The 17,167-nt window shown below is 68.4% G+C and carries 19 protein-coding genes; 8 read left to right on the forward strand and 11 right to left on the reverse strand.

What is annotated here, in order from left to right; all coding sequences use genetic code 11:
- Nucleotides 1-3 precede the first annotated feature (3 nt).
- Nucleotides 4-690, forward strand: coding sequence for a Crp/Fnr family transcriptional regulator (locus tag ACF8ML_RS18080; protein WP_013800207.1), 687 nt, complete (start codon nt 4-6; stop codon nt 688-690).
- Between the two features lie 13 nt (nt 691-703).
- Here ACF8ML_RS18080 and ACF8ML_RS18085 read toward each other — a convergent pair whose 3' ends face one another.
- A complete protein-coding gene (locus ACF8ML_RS18085) occupies nt 704-1,342 on the reverse strand; it encodes an MBL fold metallo-hydrolase (protein ID WP_034365678.1) in 639 nt (212 codons plus the stop codon).
- Between the two features lie 86 nt (nt 1,343-1,428).
- Nucleotides 1,429-1,704: a zinc ribbon domain-containing protein gene (locus tag ACF8ML_RS18090; RefSeq protein WP_082145249.1), complete on the reverse strand. Its 276-nt coding sequence runs from the start codon at nt 1,702-1,704 to the stop codon at nt 1,429-1,431.
- A 325-nt stretch (nt 1,705-2,029) separates the two neighbouring features.
- Here ACF8ML_RS18090 and ACF8ML_RS18095 point away from each other — a divergent pair, with 325 nt between their 5' ends.
- From ACF8ML_RS18095 to ACF8ML_RS18105, 3 genes are read left to right on the forward strand one after another with little or no spacing between them, the layout of a single operon-like run.
- Entirely contained in the window at nt 2,030-3,145 is a 1,116-nt protein-coding gene (locus tag ACF8ML_RS18095) for a Re/Si-specific NAD(P)(+) transhydrogenase subunit alpha (RefSeq protein ID WP_047326949.1), read from the forward strand.
- Nucleotide 3,146: 1 nt separating this feature from the next.
- Nucleotides 3,147-3,491: an NAD(P) transhydrogenase subunit alpha gene (locus tag ACF8ML_RS18100; protein WP_012202276.1), complete on the forward strand. Its 345-nt coding sequence runs from the start codon at nt 3,147-3,149 to the stop codon at nt 3,489-3,491.
- Nucleotides 3,488-4,912, forward strand: a complete 1,425-nt coding sequence (locus ACF8ML_RS18105) for an NAD(P)(+) transhydrogenase (Re/Si-specific) subunit beta (RefSeq protein ID WP_012202277.1) — start codon at nt 3,488-3,490, stop codon at nt 4,910-4,912. Before ACF8ML_RS18100 ends, ACF8ML_RS18105 begins: the two co-directional genes overlap by 4 nt.
- 70 nt (nt 4,913-4,982) lie before the next feature.
- Here the strand turns inward: ACF8ML_RS18105 and ACF8ML_RS18110 are convergent, their stop codons facing one another.
- The 3 genes from ACF8ML_RS18110 to ACF8ML_RS18120 form a co-directional block, all read right to left on the reverse strand.
- Entirely contained in the window at nt 4,983-5,147 is a 165-nt protein-coding gene (locus ACF8ML_RS18110) for a CcdB family protein (protein WP_082145251.1), read from the reverse strand.
- Nucleotides 5,144-5,419, reverse strand: a complete 276-nt coding sequence (locus ACF8ML_RS18115) for a type II toxin-antitoxin system CcdA family antitoxin (RefSeq protein ID WP_016453599.1) — start codon at nt 5,417-5,419, stop codon at nt 5,144-5,146. The genes ACF8ML_RS18110 and ACF8ML_RS18115 overlap by 4 nt, the downstream gene beginning before the upstream one ends.
- Before the next feature lie 92 nt (nt 5,420-5,511).
- Nucleotides 5,512-6,315, reverse strand: coding sequence for an exodeoxyribonuclease III (locus ACF8ML_RS18120; protein ID WP_016448562.1), 804 nt, complete (start codon nt 6,313-6,315; stop codon nt 5,512-5,514).
- A gap of 10 nt (nt 6,316-6,325) precedes the next feature.
- Here ACF8ML_RS18120 and pyrE point away from each other — a divergent pair, with 10 nt between their 5' ends.
- The 3 genes from pyrE to ACF8ML_RS18135 all read left to right on the forward strand — a co-directional run bounded on the left by pyrE (nt 6,326) and on the right by ACF8ML_RS18135 (nt 10,477).
- A complete protein-coding gene (gene pyrE, locus ACF8ML_RS18125) occupies nt 6,326-7,027 on the forward strand; it encodes an orotate phosphoribosyltransferase (RefSeq protein ID WP_016453598.1) in 702 nt (233 codons plus the stop codon).
- A gap of 46 nt (nt 7,028-7,073) precedes the next feature.
- A complete protein-coding gene (locus ACF8ML_RS18130; protein ID WP_016453597.1) occupies nt 7,074-7,688 on the forward strand; it encodes a hypothetical protein in 615 nt (204 codons plus the stop codon).
- A gap of 170 nt (nt 7,689-7,858) precedes the next feature.
- Nucleotides 7,859-10,477 (forward strand): membrane-bound PQQ-dependent dehydrogenase, glucose/quinate/shikimate family, encoded by a 2,619-nt coding sequence (locus ACF8ML_RS18135; protein ID WP_392407586.1) that lies wholly within the window; start codon nt 7,859-7,861, stop codon nt 10,475-10,477.
- Nucleotides 10,478-10,492: 15 nt separating this feature from the next.
- On the opposite strand, the gene ACF8ML_RS18140 is transcribed toward ACF8ML_RS18135, so the two are convergent.
- From ACF8ML_RS18140 to ACF8ML_RS18155, 4 genes are all read right to left on the reverse strand, one after another.
- Entirely contained in the window at nt 10,493-10,846 is a 354-nt protein-coding gene (locus ACF8ML_RS18140; RefSeq protein WP_016448558.1) for a hypothetical protein, read from the reverse strand.
- 76 nt (nt 10,847-10,922) lie between these two features.
- A complete protein-coding gene (locus ACF8ML_RS18145; protein ID WP_016448557.1) occupies nt 10,923-11,159 on the reverse strand; it encodes a hypothetical protein in 237 nt (78 codons plus the stop codon).
- Nucleotides 11,160-11,281: 122 nt separating this feature from the next.
- Nucleotides 11,282-11,845, reverse strand: coding sequence for a nitroreductase family protein (locus ACF8ML_RS18150; RefSeq protein ID WP_047218857.1), 564 nt, complete (start codon nt 11,843-11,845; stop codon nt 11,282-11,284).
- Nucleotides 11,846-11,894: 49 nt separating this feature from the next.
- The gene (locus ACF8ML_RS18155) at nt 11,895-12,845 is read right to left on the reverse strand and encodes a hypothetical protein (protein WP_047326951.1); all 951 of its coding nucleotides are present in this window, start codon (nt 12,843-12,845) and stop codon (nt 11,895-11,897) included.
- 358 nt (nt 12,846-13,203) lie between these two features.
- On the opposite strand from ACF8ML_RS18155, the gene serA reads away from it, so the two are divergent.
- Nucleotides 13,204-14,433 carry a phosphoglycerate dehydrogenase gene (serA, locus tag ACF8ML_RS18160; protein WP_016453593.1) on the forward strand — a complete coding sequence of 410 codons (1,230 nt, stop codon included), beginning with the start codon at nt 13,204-13,206 and terminating at the stop codon, nt 14,431-14,433.
- Nucleotides 14,434-14,497: 64 nt separating this feature from the next.
- On the opposite strand, the gene ACF8ML_RS18165 is transcribed toward serA, so the two are convergent.
- Together ACF8ML_RS18165 and ACF8ML_RS18170 are read right to left on the reverse strand one after the other, a co-directional pair.
- The gene (locus ACF8ML_RS18165) at nt 14,498-15,664 is read right to left on the reverse strand and encodes an HPP family protein (RefSeq protein WP_047326953.1); all 1,167 of its coding nucleotides are present in this window, start codon (nt 15,662-15,664) and stop codon (nt 14,498-14,500) included.
- Nucleotides 15,665-15,797: 133 nt separating this feature from the next.
- The gene (locus ACF8ML_RS18170) at nt 15,798-17,021 is read right to left on the reverse strand and encodes a serine hydrolase domain-containing protein (RefSeq protein ID WP_392407587.1); all 1,224 of its coding nucleotides are present in this window, start codon (nt 17,019-17,021) and stop codon (nt 15,798-15,800) included.
- Between the last annotated feature and the right edge of the window lie 146 nt (nt 17,022-17,167).

The following is a 17,167-nucleotide window of genomic DNA, read 5'->3' on the forward strand; positions in this document are numbered from 1 at the left end:
CGGGTGAACACCAAGCTCGGTTCCCCCAACACCTCTTTGGCGCAGGCGCGCAGCGAGCGCTATCGCGTGGACCTGCTGGCCGAATTGCCGGCCGCATCTGCACGCGGGCTGCGGGCCATAGGGTCCAGGCGCCGCTACCGCGATGGACAGTTCGTGCAAAAGCGCGGCGATGCGGCCGACCATGCGCTGGTGCTGCTGTCAGGGCGCTTTCGTGTCGTGGCCTTCACCGTGGGCGGCACCGAGCGCATGACGCGCTGGCTGGAGGCCGGGGAGATCACCGGCATCAGCTCGGTGCTGGGCAATGCGCCCGTGCCCGTGGACCTGGTGGCCGATGGAGATGTCGAGGTGCTGGTCCTGCCGCGCCAGCCGCTGCTGGACTTCCTGGAGCGCGATGCACCCGCATGCCTGGCTGTGGCGCGCCTGCTGAGCCTGCGCGTGAACGGGCTGCTGGACACCATCTTCATCAGTTCGGAGGACACGCTGCATGCCCGGGTCTGGGCCACCTTGCAGGTGCTGGCGGCAGAGAACGGCCAGCCCCTGCCCGGCGGCCGCACCCTGCTGCGCATATCGCAGGGAGATCTGTCGCATGTGGTGGGCGCCTCGCGCCAGCGCGTGAACGAGGAGCTGCGCAAGCTGCAGGCGGGCGGCAGCGTGCGTCTGGGCTATCGGTGGATCGAGGTGCTGGGCTGAGACAGCTGCAGGCTCAAGTCCCGCCCACGTAGGGGTTGCTCTTGCGCTCGCGGCCGAAGCTGCTTTCGGGGCCGTGGCCCGGGATGAACACGGTCTGGTCGCCCATGGGCCACAGGCGCTGGACGATGCTGTCGATCAGCTGCTGGTGGTTGCCCTGGGGAAAGTCGGTGCGGCCGATGCTGCCCGCGAACAGCACGTCGCCCACGAAGGCGCGGTCGATCTGCGGCGCATGGAACACCACGTGGCCGGGCGTATGGCCGGGGCAGTGGCGCACCTGCAGCGTTTCCTGGCCGATGCTCACCGTGTCGCCATCGTGCAGCCAGCGCGTGGGCGTGAAGGGGTCCGAATGCGGGAAGCCGAACATGGCGCCCTGCTGGGGCAGGGCATCGATCCAGAACTGGTCTCCGGGATGGGGGCCGATGATGGGCAGCTGCTGTGCATCGGCCAGCTCGCGCGTGCCGCCCGCGTGGTCTATGTGGGCGTGCGTGAGCCAGATGGCCTTGAGCGCCAGGCCCAGGCGATCTATCTCCCAGCCGATCTGCTCCAGGTCGCCGCCCGGGTCGATGACGGCGGCTTCCATGGTCTGGTCGCACCAGACCAGCGAGCAGTTCTGCTGGAAGGCGGTGACGGGGATGGTGTGGTACTGGAGCATGGGCGGCGTGGGTGCTTCTGGCGAAAGCGCCCATTATTCCCGCTCCTTCCCCTGATGGCAGCGCAGGGCCGCCTCCGCTTGCGCCGTCAGGTGGTCGGCTGCCCGCATTGCCCGCAGAACCGCGCGCCGGCCGGATGGCTGGCGTTGCAGCTCCTGCAGGCCTGCGGCAGCACCGCGCCGCCGCACTGCGGGCAAAAGCGCGAGCTGGAGGCAATCGATGCATGGCAGCCGGGGCAGACCGCCGCCACGGCCGCAGGCGGGTATGCGCCGCCGGCGTGATGCCCGCCGATATGGACGCCGATATTGCCGCCGTGATGGCCGCCGCGCGCGTGTTGTCCGAACAGTCTTTGCAAGAGTCCCATGGTGCCTTCCTTCGCACTGAGCGGCTGCGCCGCTGCAGTCGCTCAAAGGTGCATTGGGACACGGCAGCGGTGCGCCGGGTCGTGGATGGCGATCATTTAATGTGGCTGTCATTTCGCGGCAATCCGGCGTCTTGTGACGGACAGGCGACATCCTCGCGGGCAGACCCCGTGGCTGCCGCCACGCGGCCGTGATACAAGCTAGCCGTGCCGCCAAGCCAGCCTGCCGTCATGCAGGCGCGCAAGGATTTTTTCGAGGATGGGCCGGGCCGCCGCCTGCGCAATGCAGCGCAGGGCGGGTACCGGCATCACGCGAGGGAGAACCGGTATGTTGATTGGCGTGCCTGCCGAGACCATGGCAGGAGAAACCCGGGTGGCCGCGACCCCCGAGACCGTCAAGAAGCTGCGTGCGCAAGGCCATGTGCTGCGCGTGCAGTCGGGAGCGGGAGTGGCGGCCAGCGTGCCCGATGCCTTGTTCGAGGCAGCGGGCGCCGAGATCGTCGATGCGGCAGGCGCCCTGGGCGCCGATCTTGTGCTCAAGGTGCGCATTCCTTCGGAGGATGAGCTGCCCCTGGTCCGCAAGGGCGCAACGCTGGTCGGCATGCTGGACCCCTTCCAGCCCGCAGGCCTGCAGCGCCTGGCCGATGCGGGCATCACGGCCTATGCGCTGGAGGCGGCTCCGCGCACCACGCGTGCGCAGAGCATGGACGTGCTGTCCAGCCAGGCCAACATCGCCGGCTACAAGGCCGTGATGATTGCGGCCAACCAGTACCAGCGCTTCTTTCCCATGCTGATGACGGCGGCCGGCACGGTGAAGGCCGCGCGCGTCGTGGTGCTGGGCGTGGGCGTGGCCGGCCTGCAGGCCATTGCCACGGCCAAGCGCCTGGGCGCCGTGATCGAGGCCAGCGATGTGCGGCCCAGCGTGCGTGAGCAGGTCGAATCCCTGGGCGGCAAGTTCATCGACGTGCCCTACGAGACCGCCGAGGAGAAGGAGGCCGCCGAAGGCGTGGGCGGCTACGCCCGCCCCATGCCGCAAAGCTGGCTGGACCGGCAAAAGGCCGAGGTGGCCAAGCGCGTGGCCCAGGCCGACGTGGTCATCACCACGGCGCTGATCCCGGGCCGGCCCGCTCCCGTGCTGGTCACGGCCGAGATGGTGCAGGCCATGAAGCCCGGCGCTGTCATCGTGGACCTGGCGGCCGAGCGCGGCGGCAACTGCCCGCTGACCCAGGCCGGCATGACCGTGGTCACGCATGGCGTGACCATCGTGGGCCTGACCAACCTGCCCGCCATGGTGGCGGCCGATGCCTCGGCCCTGTATGCACGCAATGTGCTCGATTTTCTCAAGCTCATCATCAACAAGGATGGCGCCCTGCATGTGGACATGGAGGACGACATCGTGGCCGCGTGCCTGATGGCCCATGAAGGCCAGCTGCGGAGGAAATGACATGGAAGCCGTATCCCCCACCATCATCCATCTCATCATCTTCGTGCTGGCCATCTACGTGGGCTACCACGTGGTCTGGACCGTCACGCCCGCGCTGCACACGCCGCTGATGGCGGTGACCAATGCCATCTCGGCCATCGTCATCGTCGGCGCCATGCTGGCGGCGGCGCTCACGGAAACGGGCCTGGGCAAGACCATGGGCGTGCTGGCCGTGGCGCTGGCCGCGGTCAACGTGTTCGGCGGCTTCCTGGTCACGCGGCGCATGCTGGAGATGTTCCGCAAGAAAGAGCGCAAGAGCGCTCCGGCCAAGGACGGCAAGGATGCCAAGGCGGAGGGCCAGTCATGAGCATGAACCTCGTCACGTTGCTCTACCTGGTGGCCAGCGTCTGCTTCATCCAGGCGCTCAAGGGGCTGTCGCATCCCACCACGTCCATACGGGGCAACCTGTTCGGCATGGCCGGCATGGTGATCGCCGTGCTGACCACGGCGGCGCTCATCGTGCAGCTGGCCGGCGGCAATGCATTGGGGCTGGGCTGGGTGCTGCTGGGCCTGCTGGTCGGCGGCACGGCCGGTGCCGTCATGGCCCAGCGCGTGGAGATGACCAAGATGCCCGAGCTGGTGGCCTTCATGCACAGCATGATCGGCCTGGCGGCGGTGTTCATCGCCGTGGCCGCCGTGGCCGAGCCCTGGGCCTTTGCCATCACGGCCAAGGGCGGCGCCATCCCGGGCGGCAACCGCGTGGAGCTGGCGCTGGGCGCCTTCATCGGCGCCGTGACCTTCACGGGCTCGGTGATCGCCTTCGGCAAGCTCAGCGGCAAGTACAAGTTCCGCCTGTTCCAGGGCGCGCCCGTGCAGTTCAAGGGCCAGCATGCACTCAACGCCGTGCTGGGGCTGGCAGCAGCCTTCTTCGTCTTCGGCTTCTGGCACAGCCAAAGCTGGATGGACATCGTGCTGGTCATCGCCCTGGGACTGCTGCTGGGCGTGCTGCTGATCATTCCCATCGGCGGCGCGGACATGCCGGTGGTCGTGTCCATGCTCAACAGCTACTCGGGCTGGGCGGCGGCGGGCATCGGCTTCTCGCTGAACAACAGCATGCTGATCATTGCGGGTTCGCTGGTGGGCAGCTCGGGCGCCATCCTGAGCTACATCATGTGCAAGGCCATGAACCGCTCGTTCTTCAGCGTGATCCTGGGCGGCTTCGGCGGCGAGGCCACCAGCGCGGCCGCAGGCTCCCAGCAGCAGCGCAACGTCAAGAGCGGCAGCGCCGACGATGCGGCCTTCGTCCTGGGCAATGCCGAGACCGTGGTCATCGTGCCCGGCTACGGCCTGGCCGTGGCGCGTGCCCAGCACGCGGTCAAGGAGCTGGCCGACAAGCTCACCGAACGGGGCGTGACCGTGAAGTACGCCATCCACCCGGTGGCCGGCCGCATGCCCGGCCACATGAACGTACTGCTGGCCGAGGCCGAGGTGCCCTACGACCAGGTCTTCGAGATGGAGGACATCAACAGCGAGTTCGGCCAGGCCGACGTGGCCATCATCCTGGGCGCCAACGACGTGGTGAACCCCGCCGCACACGTCAAGGGCAGCCCCATCTACGGCATGCCCATCCTGGAGGCCTACAAGGCCAAGACGGTGATCGTGAACAAGCGCTCCATGGCGGCCGGCTATGCGGGCCTGGACAACGAGCTGTTCTACATGGACAAGACCATGATGGTCTTCGGCGACGCCAAGAAGGTGGTGGAGGACATGGGCAAGGCGCTGGAGTGAGGCGTGCGCCCGGGCTGAAGTCCGAGGAGGGCAGGGCCCAAGCCCTGGCCTCCTTGAAAACGATCTTGGGTCAGCCCCCGGACCGGGTCAGCAATTCGTCCAGCGCATCGGCGATGGCTTGGCCTTCATGCTCCAGTGAGGCCACCACTTCACCCAATTGATCCAGGGCGACTGAAGCCATGTCCTGGGCATGCAGGACGACCGGCACGCCTTCAATGACAAACACGGGATTCATCCTCGCACCCACGGTTGGAGTGCCGCGCGGCAGCAGAGCTCGTCTGCGAACGAACCCACCGAGATGTTGACCGCGTTCCAGTCGCTGGCGCAGGCGTCGGCAAGCCGTTGGCGCTCACGCTGTGCGCCCTCCTGCCTGGCAACGTATTCGGCCAGCAGGGATTCCATGGTGGCCGAGAGATTGTCGGTATAGGCCTTGGCCTGCGTCACCAGATCTGCATTGATCGTGAGATGGATTGGCCGCTTGGCGCTGGAGACAGCAATGGATTTCATCTCGGAACCCTCAGATAAAGATCATGCGCACAGTGTCTGTATGAGAGCGCGACGAGTCAAACCGCCGCGACCCAAGGCCCTGCTTGAACGTCTCACAGCTTCATGTCGTAGCCGATGGTCACCGGCGCATGGTCCGAGAACTTCACATCCTTGTAGATGTTCTCGGTGCGGGCCAGCGCGGCGGTAGCGGGGGTGGCCAGGTGGTAGTCCAGGCGCCATCCCACATTGTTGGCGTAGGCCTGGCCGCGGTTGCTCCACCATGTGTAGCAGGTGTCGGTGGTGTCGGGCTGGAGCAGGCGATAAACGTCCACCAGGCCGCCAGTCGGCTCAGTTTTGTTCAACAATTTTGTCATCCACTCGCGTTCCTCGGGCGTGAAACCGCTGTTTTTCTGGTTGCTGCGCCAGTTCTTGAGGTCGATCTGCTGGTGGGCGATGTTGATGTCGCCGCAGAGGATGAACTCGCGTTCGCCCTTCATGCGCATCAGGTGGGCGTGCATTTCGGCCAGGAAGCGGAACTTGGCCGTCTGGCGCAGTTCGCCGGAGCTGCCGCTGGGAAAGTAGGCGCTGATGATGGACAGCTTGCGCGATGGCGTGTCGAAGCGCGCCTCCACGTAGCGGCCTTCGGCGTCGAATTCGTGCGAGCCGAAGCCGACCACGACGTCGCTGGGCTCGTGGCGGCTGTAGACGCCCACGCCCGAGTAGCCCTTTTTCTCGGCGTAGTGGAAGTGGCCGCGCAGGCCGGCCAGCAGCTCGAAGCGTCCGGTCATGTCTGCGGCCTGGGCCTTGATTTCCTGCACGCAAATACAATCCGGCGCAGTGGCCTCGATCCAGGCTTCGACGCCCTTGGTCGAGGCCGAGCGGATGCCGTTGAGGTTGAGGCTGGTCAATTTGAACAAGGATGAATCCATGGTGGTGAGTAATCTGCAGGCCGATGACGCAGGCCGTCTGGCGCAGGAATTTGTGCAATTCGCCGTTGACGCAGGGGTGCTGCGTTTCGGCGAGTTCAAGACCAAGGCCGGGCGCATGAGCCCGTATTTCTTCAATGCCGGCCTGTTCGATGACGGCGGCAAGATGGGCCGTCTCGCCGAATTCTATGCAAAAGCCATTGCGGCCAGCGGCATCGAGTTCGACATGATCTTCGGCCCGGCCTACAAGGGCATCCCGCTGGCGGCCACCGTGGCGGTGGAGCTGGCCCGCATGGGCATCAACAAGCCCTTTGCGTACAACCGCAAGGAAGCCAAGGACCACGGCGAGGGCGGCACCCTGGTGGGCGCGCCGCTCAAGGGCCGCGTGCTGATCGTGGACGACGTGATGAGCGCCGGCACGGCCGCGCGCGAGTCCATCGCCATCATCCGCGCCGCCGGTGCCACGCCGCATGCCGTGGCCATCGCGCTGGACCGCCAGGAAATGGCCACGGAAAATGGCCAGGACGTGCCCCACAGCGCCGTGCAGTACGTGCGCAACCAGCTGGGCATGCAGGTCTGCACTATTGCAAAACTGGCAGACTTATTGCTTTATCTTGAGATTCAAGGTGGCAGCGCAGGCAGCGGCCACCATGAGCGCGTGCTGGCCTACCGCCAGCGTTATGGAGTCAACGACAAGGGGTAAGCGGTTGATGAAGCGGGCGATGCATGCACGATCCTTGCTGTGTGCCATGGGCTTGGCCACGCTGGGCTGCGCCGTGCTCGCCCAGGATGTGCCCCTGGGGCCGGGCATCTATTCATGCACCGACGCCCGTGGCCGCCGCCTGACGGCCGACCGCCCGATTGCCGAATGCGTGGACCGCGACCAGCGCGTGCTGGGCAACTCCGGCGTGGAGCTGCGCCGCGTGGGCCCCACGCTGACCGACAACGAACGCGCCGAGCTGGACGCCCAGCGCCGCCGCGACCAGGCAGAGCAGCGCCGCATGCGCGAGGAGCGCTCGCGCGACAAGGCGTTGATCACGCGCTACCCCAACCAGGCCGCCCACGATGCCGAGCGTGCCGAGGCCATCTCCCAGGTCGATCAGGTCATCTCCGTGGCGCGCCAGCGCCAGCAGGAACTGCAGACGCGGCGCACGGCCCTGAATGCCGAGATGGAGTTCTACAGGAAAGACCCCGCCAAGGCGCCGGCATCGCTGCGCCGCCAGCTCGACGAGAACACGGCCTCGCAGGAGGAGCAGCAGCGCTTCGTCCAGCAGCAGGACCAGGAAAAGCGCCGCATCCAGGAGCGCTTCGATGCCGAGCTGCAGCAGCTGCGCCAGCTGTGGGCTGCGAGCGCACGCCGCTGAGGCAGGCCCAACGCCGCGCCCGCCGCCGCGTTCTTTCTCCTTCCTGCCCCTCCTTTCCTTCCTCCTTCTCGTTGCACGCTTGCTGAGTCGAATTCGTCCTGCATGCGGCGCCCGCATGCAGGGCTAGGCTTTGCGCATCGAGTCTGCGGGCTGACATCAAGGGAGGCAGCATGACGGTGTGGCGTTGGTTGATGGCCTTGCTGCTGTGGGCAGCCGGGGCCTGGCTGTCCTGGGGCGGCGCCCAGCTCCTGCTGGCCGGCGGCAGCGGCTACTACGTGATCGCCGGCCTGCTGCTGCTGGTGGTGGGGTGGGGCGTGGCGCGCCGTTCGGCCATGGCGCTGTGGCTGTTTGCGCTGTGGCTGCTGGGCACCGCGCTGTGGGCGGTCTGGGAGATAGGGCTGGACTGGTGGCCGCTGGCGGGGCGCCTGGGGCTGCCCTGGTTGATGGGCCTCCTGCTGGTGCTGCCCTGGTCGGTGCGTGCGCTGCGCCATGAGCCCGACATGGGCCAGAACCGGGGCCTGGCACCGGCCCATGCGGCGCTGGCGCTGGTGGTGCTGGGCACGGCCATTCTTGCGGGCCTGTCCTTCGGGCGCCAGCGCGATGCCCATGAAACCCAGGGCCAGTTTGCGGGCGCGGCCGCCGCTGCGTCGGACCTGCCTGCCGACGGCCAAGTCACGGCCGTGCAGAACATGTCCATGGTGGCCTCCGAGGCCGGCGGCCTGCGCAGCCCGCCGGTGCTGCAGGGCGATGCCACCGATGCCGTGCCCGATGGCGAATGGCATGCCTACGGCCGCACCGGAGCGGGCCAGCGCTATTCGCCGCTGCGCCAGATCGGCCCGCACAACGTGCGGCTGCTGCAATTGGCCTGGGAGTTCCGCACGGGCGATGTGCGCGGCAAGCCCGGCGATCCCGAAGAAACCACGTTCGAGGTCACGCCGCTGAAGATCGGCGAGCGCCTGTTCCTGTGCACGCCCCACCAGTCGGTGATTGCGCTCGATGCCACCACGGGCAAGCAGCTGTGGCGGCGCGACCTGCCCATGCCCAAGGGGCTGGCGCTGCAGCACCTGACCTGCCGGGGCCTGTCCTACCAGTCGGCGCAGGCGGCCGCGCAGTTCGATGCGGCGGCAGGGCAGACGCATTCGGCGGTGGCGCCGGCTGCAAGGAAGGCCGGCGCACAGGCGGCACAGGCGGCACAGGCGGTACAGGCTGATCCGGCTTCCTCGGTCTCCCCGGCCCCTTCCTCCGATGATGGCCGCTGTACCGCCAAGCTGTTCATGGCCACGGCCGACGGCAAGGTGGTCGCCCTCAATCCCGCCGACGGCCAGACCTGCGGCAACGTGGCGGGCGGCCAGGGCCAGATCGACCTCTGGCAGGGCATGCCCGAGCGCAAGCCGGGCTCGTACTACTCGACCTCGCCGGTGGTGGTGGCGCGCGACCGCATCATCGTGGGCGGCACGGTGCTGGACAACCATTCCACGCGCGAGCCTTCGGGGGTGATCCGTGCGTTCGACATCCGCTCGGGTGCGCTGCTGTGGGCCTGGGACCCGGGGCGGCCAGCGACCAGCACACCGCTGCCCGAAGGGCAGACCTATGTGCCCAGCTCGCCCAACAGCTGGTCCATCTCCAGCGTGGACGAGACGCTGGGCCTCGTCTTCGTGCCCATGGGCAATGCGCCGCCCGACCAATGGGGCGGCCGGCGCAGCGCCGAGGCCGAGCGGTATTCGTCCTCCGTGGTGGCGCTGGACATCGCCACGGGCGCCGTGCGCTGGGTGTTCCAGACCGTGCACCACGATCTCTGGGACTATGACGTACCCTCGCAGCCCAGCCTGATCGACCTGGAGATCGGCGGCCACAGCGTGCCCGCCCTGGTGCAGCCCACCAAGCAGGGCGAGCTGTTCGTGCTGGACCGGCGCACGGGCCAGCCGCTGCTGCCCGTTACCGAGGTGGCTGCGCCGCAGGGCGCGGCACGCGGCGACCGCACGGCGCCCACGCAGCCGCATTCGCAGCTGAGCTTCAATCCCCCGGCCCTGACCGAACGCGACATGTGGGGTGCCACGCCCTTCGAGCAGGCGTGGTGCCGGCTGGCCTTCCACCGGCTGCGCTACGAGGGGCGCTTCACGCCGCCCTCGGAGCAGGGCTCGCTGATCTATCCGGGCAACTTCGGCGTCTTCAACTGGGGCGGCGTGGCCGTGGATCCGCGCCGGCAGGTGGTGTTTGCCACGCCCACGCGGCTGGCCTTCGTCTCCACCCTGGTGCCGCGTGCGGACGATACCTCGCTGCTGGTGCAGGATGGCGGCCCGCCCAAGGACGGCCTGCCCGCGCTCAACGAAAACTTCGGCGCACCGTTTGCGGTGCGGCTCAAGCCCTTTGTCTCGCCGCTGGGCATTCCCTGCCAGGCGCCGCCCTGGGGCTTTGTGGCGGGTGCCGACCTGCGCACGGGCCAGATCGTCTGGCAGCGCCGCAACGGCACGCCGCGCGACCTGAGCCCGCTGCCGCTGGGGTTTCGCATGGGCGTGCCCGGCATTGGCGGCCCGGTGGTGACCGCTGGCGGCGTGGCCTTCTACTCGGGGGCACTGGACAACTATGTGCGCGCCTATGACGTGGACAGCGGCCGCCAGCTCTGGCAGGACCGCCTGCCTGCTGGCGGCCAGGCCACGCCCATGACCTACCTGGGCACGGACCAGCGCCAGTACCTGGTGGTGGTGGCGGGTGGTCATGGTTCGACCGGCACCAAGGCTGGCGACAGCGTGCGTGCCTATGTGCTGCCCAAGGAGGTGGCGGCGCCCTGAGCGCTCAGCGCCGGCTCATGCCGATCCGGCCCGGCCCAGCATGCGCAGCACGCGCGTGACCAACAGCGCGGCCACCCAGGCCAGTCCGCCGATCAGCAGCGGCAGGCGCAGCAGCGCGCCTTGCTGGGCGAACAGCATCAGCGCGTCTGCCTTCCACAGCGCGGCATAGCCCGTGTACAGGCCGTAGGCCAGCCAGGCCAGGGCGCCCAGGGCGAACAGGGCCGCCATGCGCCGGGCGCTGCGGCCATCGCGCGAATCCGCGGGCAGGGCGCGCGTGCCGTGCCAGACCCAGCCGATGGAGGCGAGCACCAGCAAGGCACTGGCTGCCACGGACAGCTGCAGCCAGGTATGGGGGGAGAGTGAGGACATCAAAAGGAAACTGCGCGCCGACACCGTGCCGGCCGCAGCGAGTGTAGCGGCGCCGTGCTTTGCGCCGCCTGCGCGCTCAGGCCGGTTGCCAGACGGTGGCGCCGTGGCCCTGGCCGCCGCTGCCGGGGACGGAATGGATGCCCAGCACGGCTGCATGGCGCTGCAGCAGGGCGTCGAACTGCTCGATGCTTTCCGCCGTGGCCGGGGCATCGTCGTATTCGCTGGCCACCTGGTCCGTGGTGAAGGAGCTGGCGCCGAACTTCTGGACGATGTTGCGCAGCTTGTCGAGGTTGGGGCTGGAGGATGGTGTCATGGCAACTCCTTGGGGTCATGGACGCCTGCTGCGCCGCAGGCCTGTGGGCCAGTGTAGCCCCGGGGCCTGGAGCGGCCATCCGGGGCATCCCCGCAAAGCGGCGTAGGACTTGGAACCCGCCGTCAGCCGCCCGTGGCCACGGGGCCGGCGCTCAGCACTTCGGCCAGCGGCTTGCGCGGCGTGGGCACCTCGCGCTCGCGCAGATCGTCGGGCAGGGTGGCCGCATCGCCGCGCCAGCCCACGGCGATCACCACCTCGGGCTCCAGGTGCTCGGGCAGGCGCAGCACCTCGCGTGCGGCGTCGGCCGAGAAGCCGCCCATGGCGTGCGTGGCCAGGCCCATGGCGTGGGCTTCCAGCGCCAGGTAGCCCCAGGCGCAGCCTGCGTCGAAGCTGTGCTTGCCGGGCGAGGCCTGGCGGTCGGACATCAGCACGATCAGCGCGCCCGCCTCCAGGCACCAGCGGCGGTTGAACTCGTTGGGAATGGTGCTGAAGGCCTGCCAGTTCGCATCGCCGCGCAGCGCATAGGCAAAGTGCCAGGGCTGCTTGTTGCTGGCCGAAGGCGCCCAGCGCGCGGCGTCGGCCAACTGCTCGACCTGGGCCTGGCTCAGTGCCTCGGGCCTGAAGGCGCGCGGCGACATGCGGCCCAGGAACTGCGGATGGATGGGGGTGGTGGTGTTGCGTGTCATGCGGATAGGCGGCAAGCAGAAAGGAAAGCGGCAACGATAGCGCAAGGCCTCAGGGCTGGCGCGGTGCCTGGCCATGCTGCTGGCTGATCACGCGCAGGTGGCGCTCCATGCGGATGAAGACCAGCACCATCACCACCAGCACGAGGAATGACATCAGCATGCTCCAGAAGGCCGTCTCCACGGCGCCGAAGCGTTCCTTCCAGGAGCTGCTGCCGTGGCTGTCCTCGCCGCGCAGCGCGCGCGCCGCATTGTCCAGGGACAGCGTGTAGTTCAGCAGCACCGTGGACAGGATCTGCTGGGCCGTCTGCGCCTGCAGCCGCGGCTCCAGCGCGGCATTGCCGAAGACCTGCTCCAGCGCGGCGGGCAAGCCCTGCACATAGGCCGCATAGGCGCCCTTGCCGTGTTCCAGCTCGGCGGCCTGGGCACGCTCATGGATGGCGGCGGCGGTATCCACGGGATCGACCATCCAGCTGTCTTCCTCGTCGGCGGAGGCGGCTGCGGCAGCCGCTGCATCCACGGCCCCGGCATCGCCTTCGCGCTGGCCGCGCTCCTGGATGCGGCGCTGCACATCGGCCTCGGACGGCTGGGCGTCGCCTTGCAGCAGCGGGTGCAGCGGTGCCAGGCCCCGGGCCTGGTGGTCCCGCTCGGTGCGCTCGCGCCGCGCAGGATCCTTGTTCACGAAGGCGCGCACCAGGGCGTCGGCCTTCTGGAAGGCGGGGCGCAGCGCCGGATCGACCAGGCGCTTTTCCATGGCGGGTTCGCCGCCGCCCGCGCCCAGGTCGCGGCTGGTTTCGTCCACGACGAACTGCAGGTCGGGCCTGGCGTCCTTCCAGTTCAATTCCTGGGCCACGGCCTGGGGCGCCTCGGCCTTGCCGGGCCTGAAGCTCTCCCAGGTCCACAGTGCCATGCCCACCAGCACGAGCAGGGAGAACACCAGCAGCACCACGCGCACCACCTGCACCAGCAGGTCCTCGATCCTGCGCAGCATGTTTGTAATCATCGGATTCCTCGGTTGGTTCGTAAAACAAGGGCGCGTCCGGCCCGCCTGCAGGCCTGTTCTGTTGCTATTGATTTGAAAGCACCGGACGCAGACGCGCGAATTCTAGGAAGGCTGCCGCGCACGGGCGCACCGGTTCTCAATGTTTTACATTTCGCGCCAATCTCGAAGTGTGCATGTGCTCCCGTGGCATGTGCCGTCCTGCAATGGGTGTCTGCCGGATGGCGGGATGTTCATGGCCGCAGGGCGCATGGTTCTCCCGCTTGCGGGCGCGCTGGCTTTGGGCCTACCGGCTGTAGCGGCTTCCCGAATCCGCTGTAATGCTCGCTTTGATTTCTGACTGACTAGAGAGGGCTCGCCCATGACCAAAACGTCGCTGGATAAATCGAAGATCAAGTTCCTGCTGCTCGAAGGCATCCATCCTTCCGCACTCGAAGTGCTGCGCAACGCGGGCTACACCAATGTGGAGACCGTGACGGGCGCGCTGGAAGGCGAGGAGCTCAAGCGCAAGATCGCCGACGTGCACTTCGTCGGCATCCGTTCGCGCACGCAGCTGACGGCCGACGTGTTCGCCGCCGCGCAAAAGCTCGTGGCCGTGGGCTGCTTTTGCATCGGCACCAACCAGGTGGACCTGGACGCGGCGCGCGAGCGTGGCGTGGTGGTCTTCAACGCGCCTTACTCCAACACGCGCTCGGTGGCCGAGCTGGTGCTGGCCGAGGCCATCCTGCTGCTGCGCGGCGTGCCTGCCAAGAACGCCTCCGCCCACCGCGGCGGCTGGCTCAAGAGCGCCGAGAACTCCTACGAAATCCGCGGCAAGACGCTGGGCATCGTGGGCTACGGCTCCATCGGCACCCAGCTGTCGGTGATGGCCGAGTCGGTGGGCATGCAGGTGCTCTTCCATGACGTGTCCACCAAGCTGCCGCTGGGCAATGCGCGCCAGGCCGCATCGCTGGCCGATCTGCTGGCCAGCAGCGACATCGTCACCCTGCACGTGCCCGAGCTGCCCTCCACCCAGTGGATGATCGGCGCCAAGGAAATCGCGGCCATGAAGCCCGGCGCCATCCTGATCAATGCCTCGCGCGGCACCGTGGTGGAAATCGAGCCGCTGGCCGAGGCCCTGAAGGCCGGCAAGCTGCTGGGCGCCGCCATCGACGTGTTCCCCACCGAGCCGCGCAGCAACAAGGATGAATTCGTCTCGCCCCTGCGCGGCCTGGACAACGTCATCCTGACCCCGCACGTGGGCGGCTCCACCATGGAGGCCCAGGCCAACATCGGCCTGGAAGTGGCCGAGAAGCTGGTCAAGTACAGCGACAACGGCACCACCACCTCGGCGGTGAACTTCCCCGAAGTGGCCCTGCCCGCCCACCCCGGCCAGAACCGCATCCTGCACGTGCACCACAACCAGCCCGGCGTGCTGTCGGCCATCAACCAGGTGTTTGCCGAGAACGGCATCAACATTGCCGGCCAGTACCTGCGCACCGACGAGAAGGTGGGCTATGTGGTGATCGACCTGGCAGCCCAGTCCTCGGGCCTGGCGGTCGAGAAACTGACCCAGGTTCCCGGCACCATCCGCTGCCGCGTGCTGTTCTGATGGCCAGGTTTCAGGATGCTGCGCTTGGGCGCACTTCCTGAAACTGGCGCATTGCCGGGTCGCCCTATCTGCCCGGCTGCAGCAGCAGCCGCATCAGGTCCGTGCGCGTGATCAGGCCAGTCAGCCGGCCTTCGCGCATCACGGGAATACAGGGCACGCTGTGCCGGGCCAGGGCGTTGAGCAACTGGCCCACGGGCGTGTCCTCGTCCACGCTGAGTTCAGGCGCATGAACCAGCTGGGGCAGCTCCGACAGACGGGGCACGGCCCGGCTCTTGCCGGGCAGGCGCTGGCCCAGCCAGTTCAACAAAGAAGGCTTTGCCGCAGATTCGGCCGGGCGCACGGGGCTCATCCACAGCCACTCGTACAGCTCGGCACGGGAGACCGTGCCGGCCAGGCCGCCATCGGCGTCCAGCACCGGCAGGCTCTTGGCCGGGTGAGCGCGAAAGCGTGCGGCCACGGCGTGCACGTCGTCGTCCAAGGAGCAGCTCACGGGATCGCGCGTCATCAGCTGGGCGCAGCGCACGCCGCCCAGCCGGTGCTCTATGGCGGTTTCCTCGGCGGCGGCCAGCAGCTCGGCCAGGTCATCGGCTTCCAGGTTGTTTTCCTGGCCGAAGCGCAGCAGCAGCCCCTCCAGATCGGCATGGGACAGGCCCAGGCGCGAGGCATGGCGGTGGGCCGCATCGGCGGGCGCGGCCTTGGGCGCCGTGTCGGCATGGTGGGGATAGCGCCGGCCCGTGGCGCGGTGGAGCGCCGTGGCCGCCAGGACCAGCGCCAGCGTCAGCGCGCCCACGGGCACGAAGGGCAGCATCCAGCCGGCGGCCAGCGAGGCCTTGGCGTTGAGCACCGTCAGCAGGGCCATGGCGCCACCCGGCGGGTGCAGCGAGCGCGTCAGCAGCATGCAGCCTATGGCGCCGCCCACGGCCAGCGCAGGGGCCAGCTGGGGAGGGCTCCACTGCAGCACGAACAGGGCCCAGAGCGCAGACACCGTATTGCCCACCACGCAGGACCAGGGCTGGGCCAGCGGGCTGGTGGGCACGGCGAACAGCAGCACAGCCGTGGCGCCCAGCGGCGCGAACAGGCGCAGGGGAAGATCCCAGGTGCCCGCATGCGCCAGCCAGACCAGGGCCGTGGCCATTCCCATGCCCACGATGGAGCCCATGGCCACGCGCCACATGTCCGCAGGCGCGGGGCGTGGCACCACCGGCCCCCATGCTTTTCTGTTCCAGCCCATGGCCTTGTTGTCTTGTTGTCTTTGCCTGCGCGGCCCTGGGGCAGGGCTGCAAAAGCGCGTCATTTTAGGAAGGGACGCCGCTCTTGCTGGCAGCATGGGCTTTGCACCCTTTCGGTGCAGCGCGCCTGCCGGCTCAGTCCACCACGGACTGGTACACGCCCTCGCGCATCACCCAGCGGTAGGGAATGCGCTGAGCCATGGACTGCATCATGAGGATGGCGAACAGGTCCTCCTGCGGATCGATCCAGAAGAAGGTGCCGTAGATGCCGCTCCATGAAAAGTCGCCCACGCTGCCCGGCAGCGGGTTGAGGCCCGGCGCCGTGCGCACCGCAAAGCCCAGGCCGAAGCCCTGGCCCACCTCGGGCGAGGGCAACTGGGCGCCGAAATACGCCATGTCCGGCCCCATGCGCACGCTGGCGGGCAGGTGGCTGGAGGTCATCAGCTCCACGGTCTTGCGCGAGACCAGGCGTACACCGTCCAGCGTGCCGCCGTTGCGCCAGAACAGGCACAGCCGCGCGTAGTCCGCCATGGTCGAGACCATGCCACCGCCGCCCGACTCGAACATCATGGCGCGCGTGACCGGGGGGATGGGCGGCATCTGTTTCTGCGGCCCTTCGGGCTGGGGCCGCGCGGCGCGTGCGATCTCGCTGTCGGGCGCATGAAAGCCCGTGTCGGCCATGCCCAGCGGCCCGGTGATGTGCTCGCGCACGAAGGCGGCCAGCGTCTGGCCGCTGACCACCTCGACCACGCGGCCCAGCACATCGGTGGACATGCCGTATTCCCAGGTCTCGCCGGGCTGGGCCACCAGCGGCAGCTGCGCGAGCCTGGTGATGAACTGCGCATTGGTGAACTTGCCGCTGAACAGGCCCGCATCCAGGTACATCTTCTTGACGGGGTGCTCGGTGCCGGCGAATCCATAGGGAATGCCGGAGGTGTGGCGCAGCAGGTCCTGCAGCGTGATGGAGCGTGCCAGCGGCGCGCGCTCCAGGCCCACGCGCAGCGCGGCCAGCTCGGGCAGGTACTGCTCCACGGGCTCGATGATGGACAGCCGACCCTGCTCGGCCAGCATCATGATGGCCAGCGAGGTGATGGGCTTGCTCATGGAGGCGATGCGGAAGATGGCATCGGGCCGCATGGCCGTGCCGGCCTCGGGGTCCAGCAGGCCGAAGCTCTCCAGATAGGCCAGCTTGCCGCGCCGCGCCACCAGGGCCACGGCGCCCGGGATCTCGCCGGTGTCCACGCCGCGCTGCAGCCGGGCCGACAGGCGCGCCAGGCGCGCGCCGCCCAGGCCTACGGCTTCAGGGGAGTCGGCCCAGGGCAGGCCGGGGATGTGCAGGCGGTCGGTGCTGGTGGTCATGCTGTCTCCTCAGGTGCGATGGCAGGGATTCTGGAGACATGCAGGCGCAGGCGCTGTTCGGTGCGGGACAGCCGGCGCGGAGCGTGCACACGAAAAAAAGCCCGCCACGGTGGGCGGGCCTGGTGGACCGGGTGGACCGGGCGTGT

Source organism: Delftia sp. WSY_10, from assembly GCF_043104705.1.
Lineage (GTDB): Bacteria > Pseudomonadota > Gammaproteobacteria > Burkholderiales > Burkholderiaceae_C > Comamonas > Comamonas tsuruhatensis.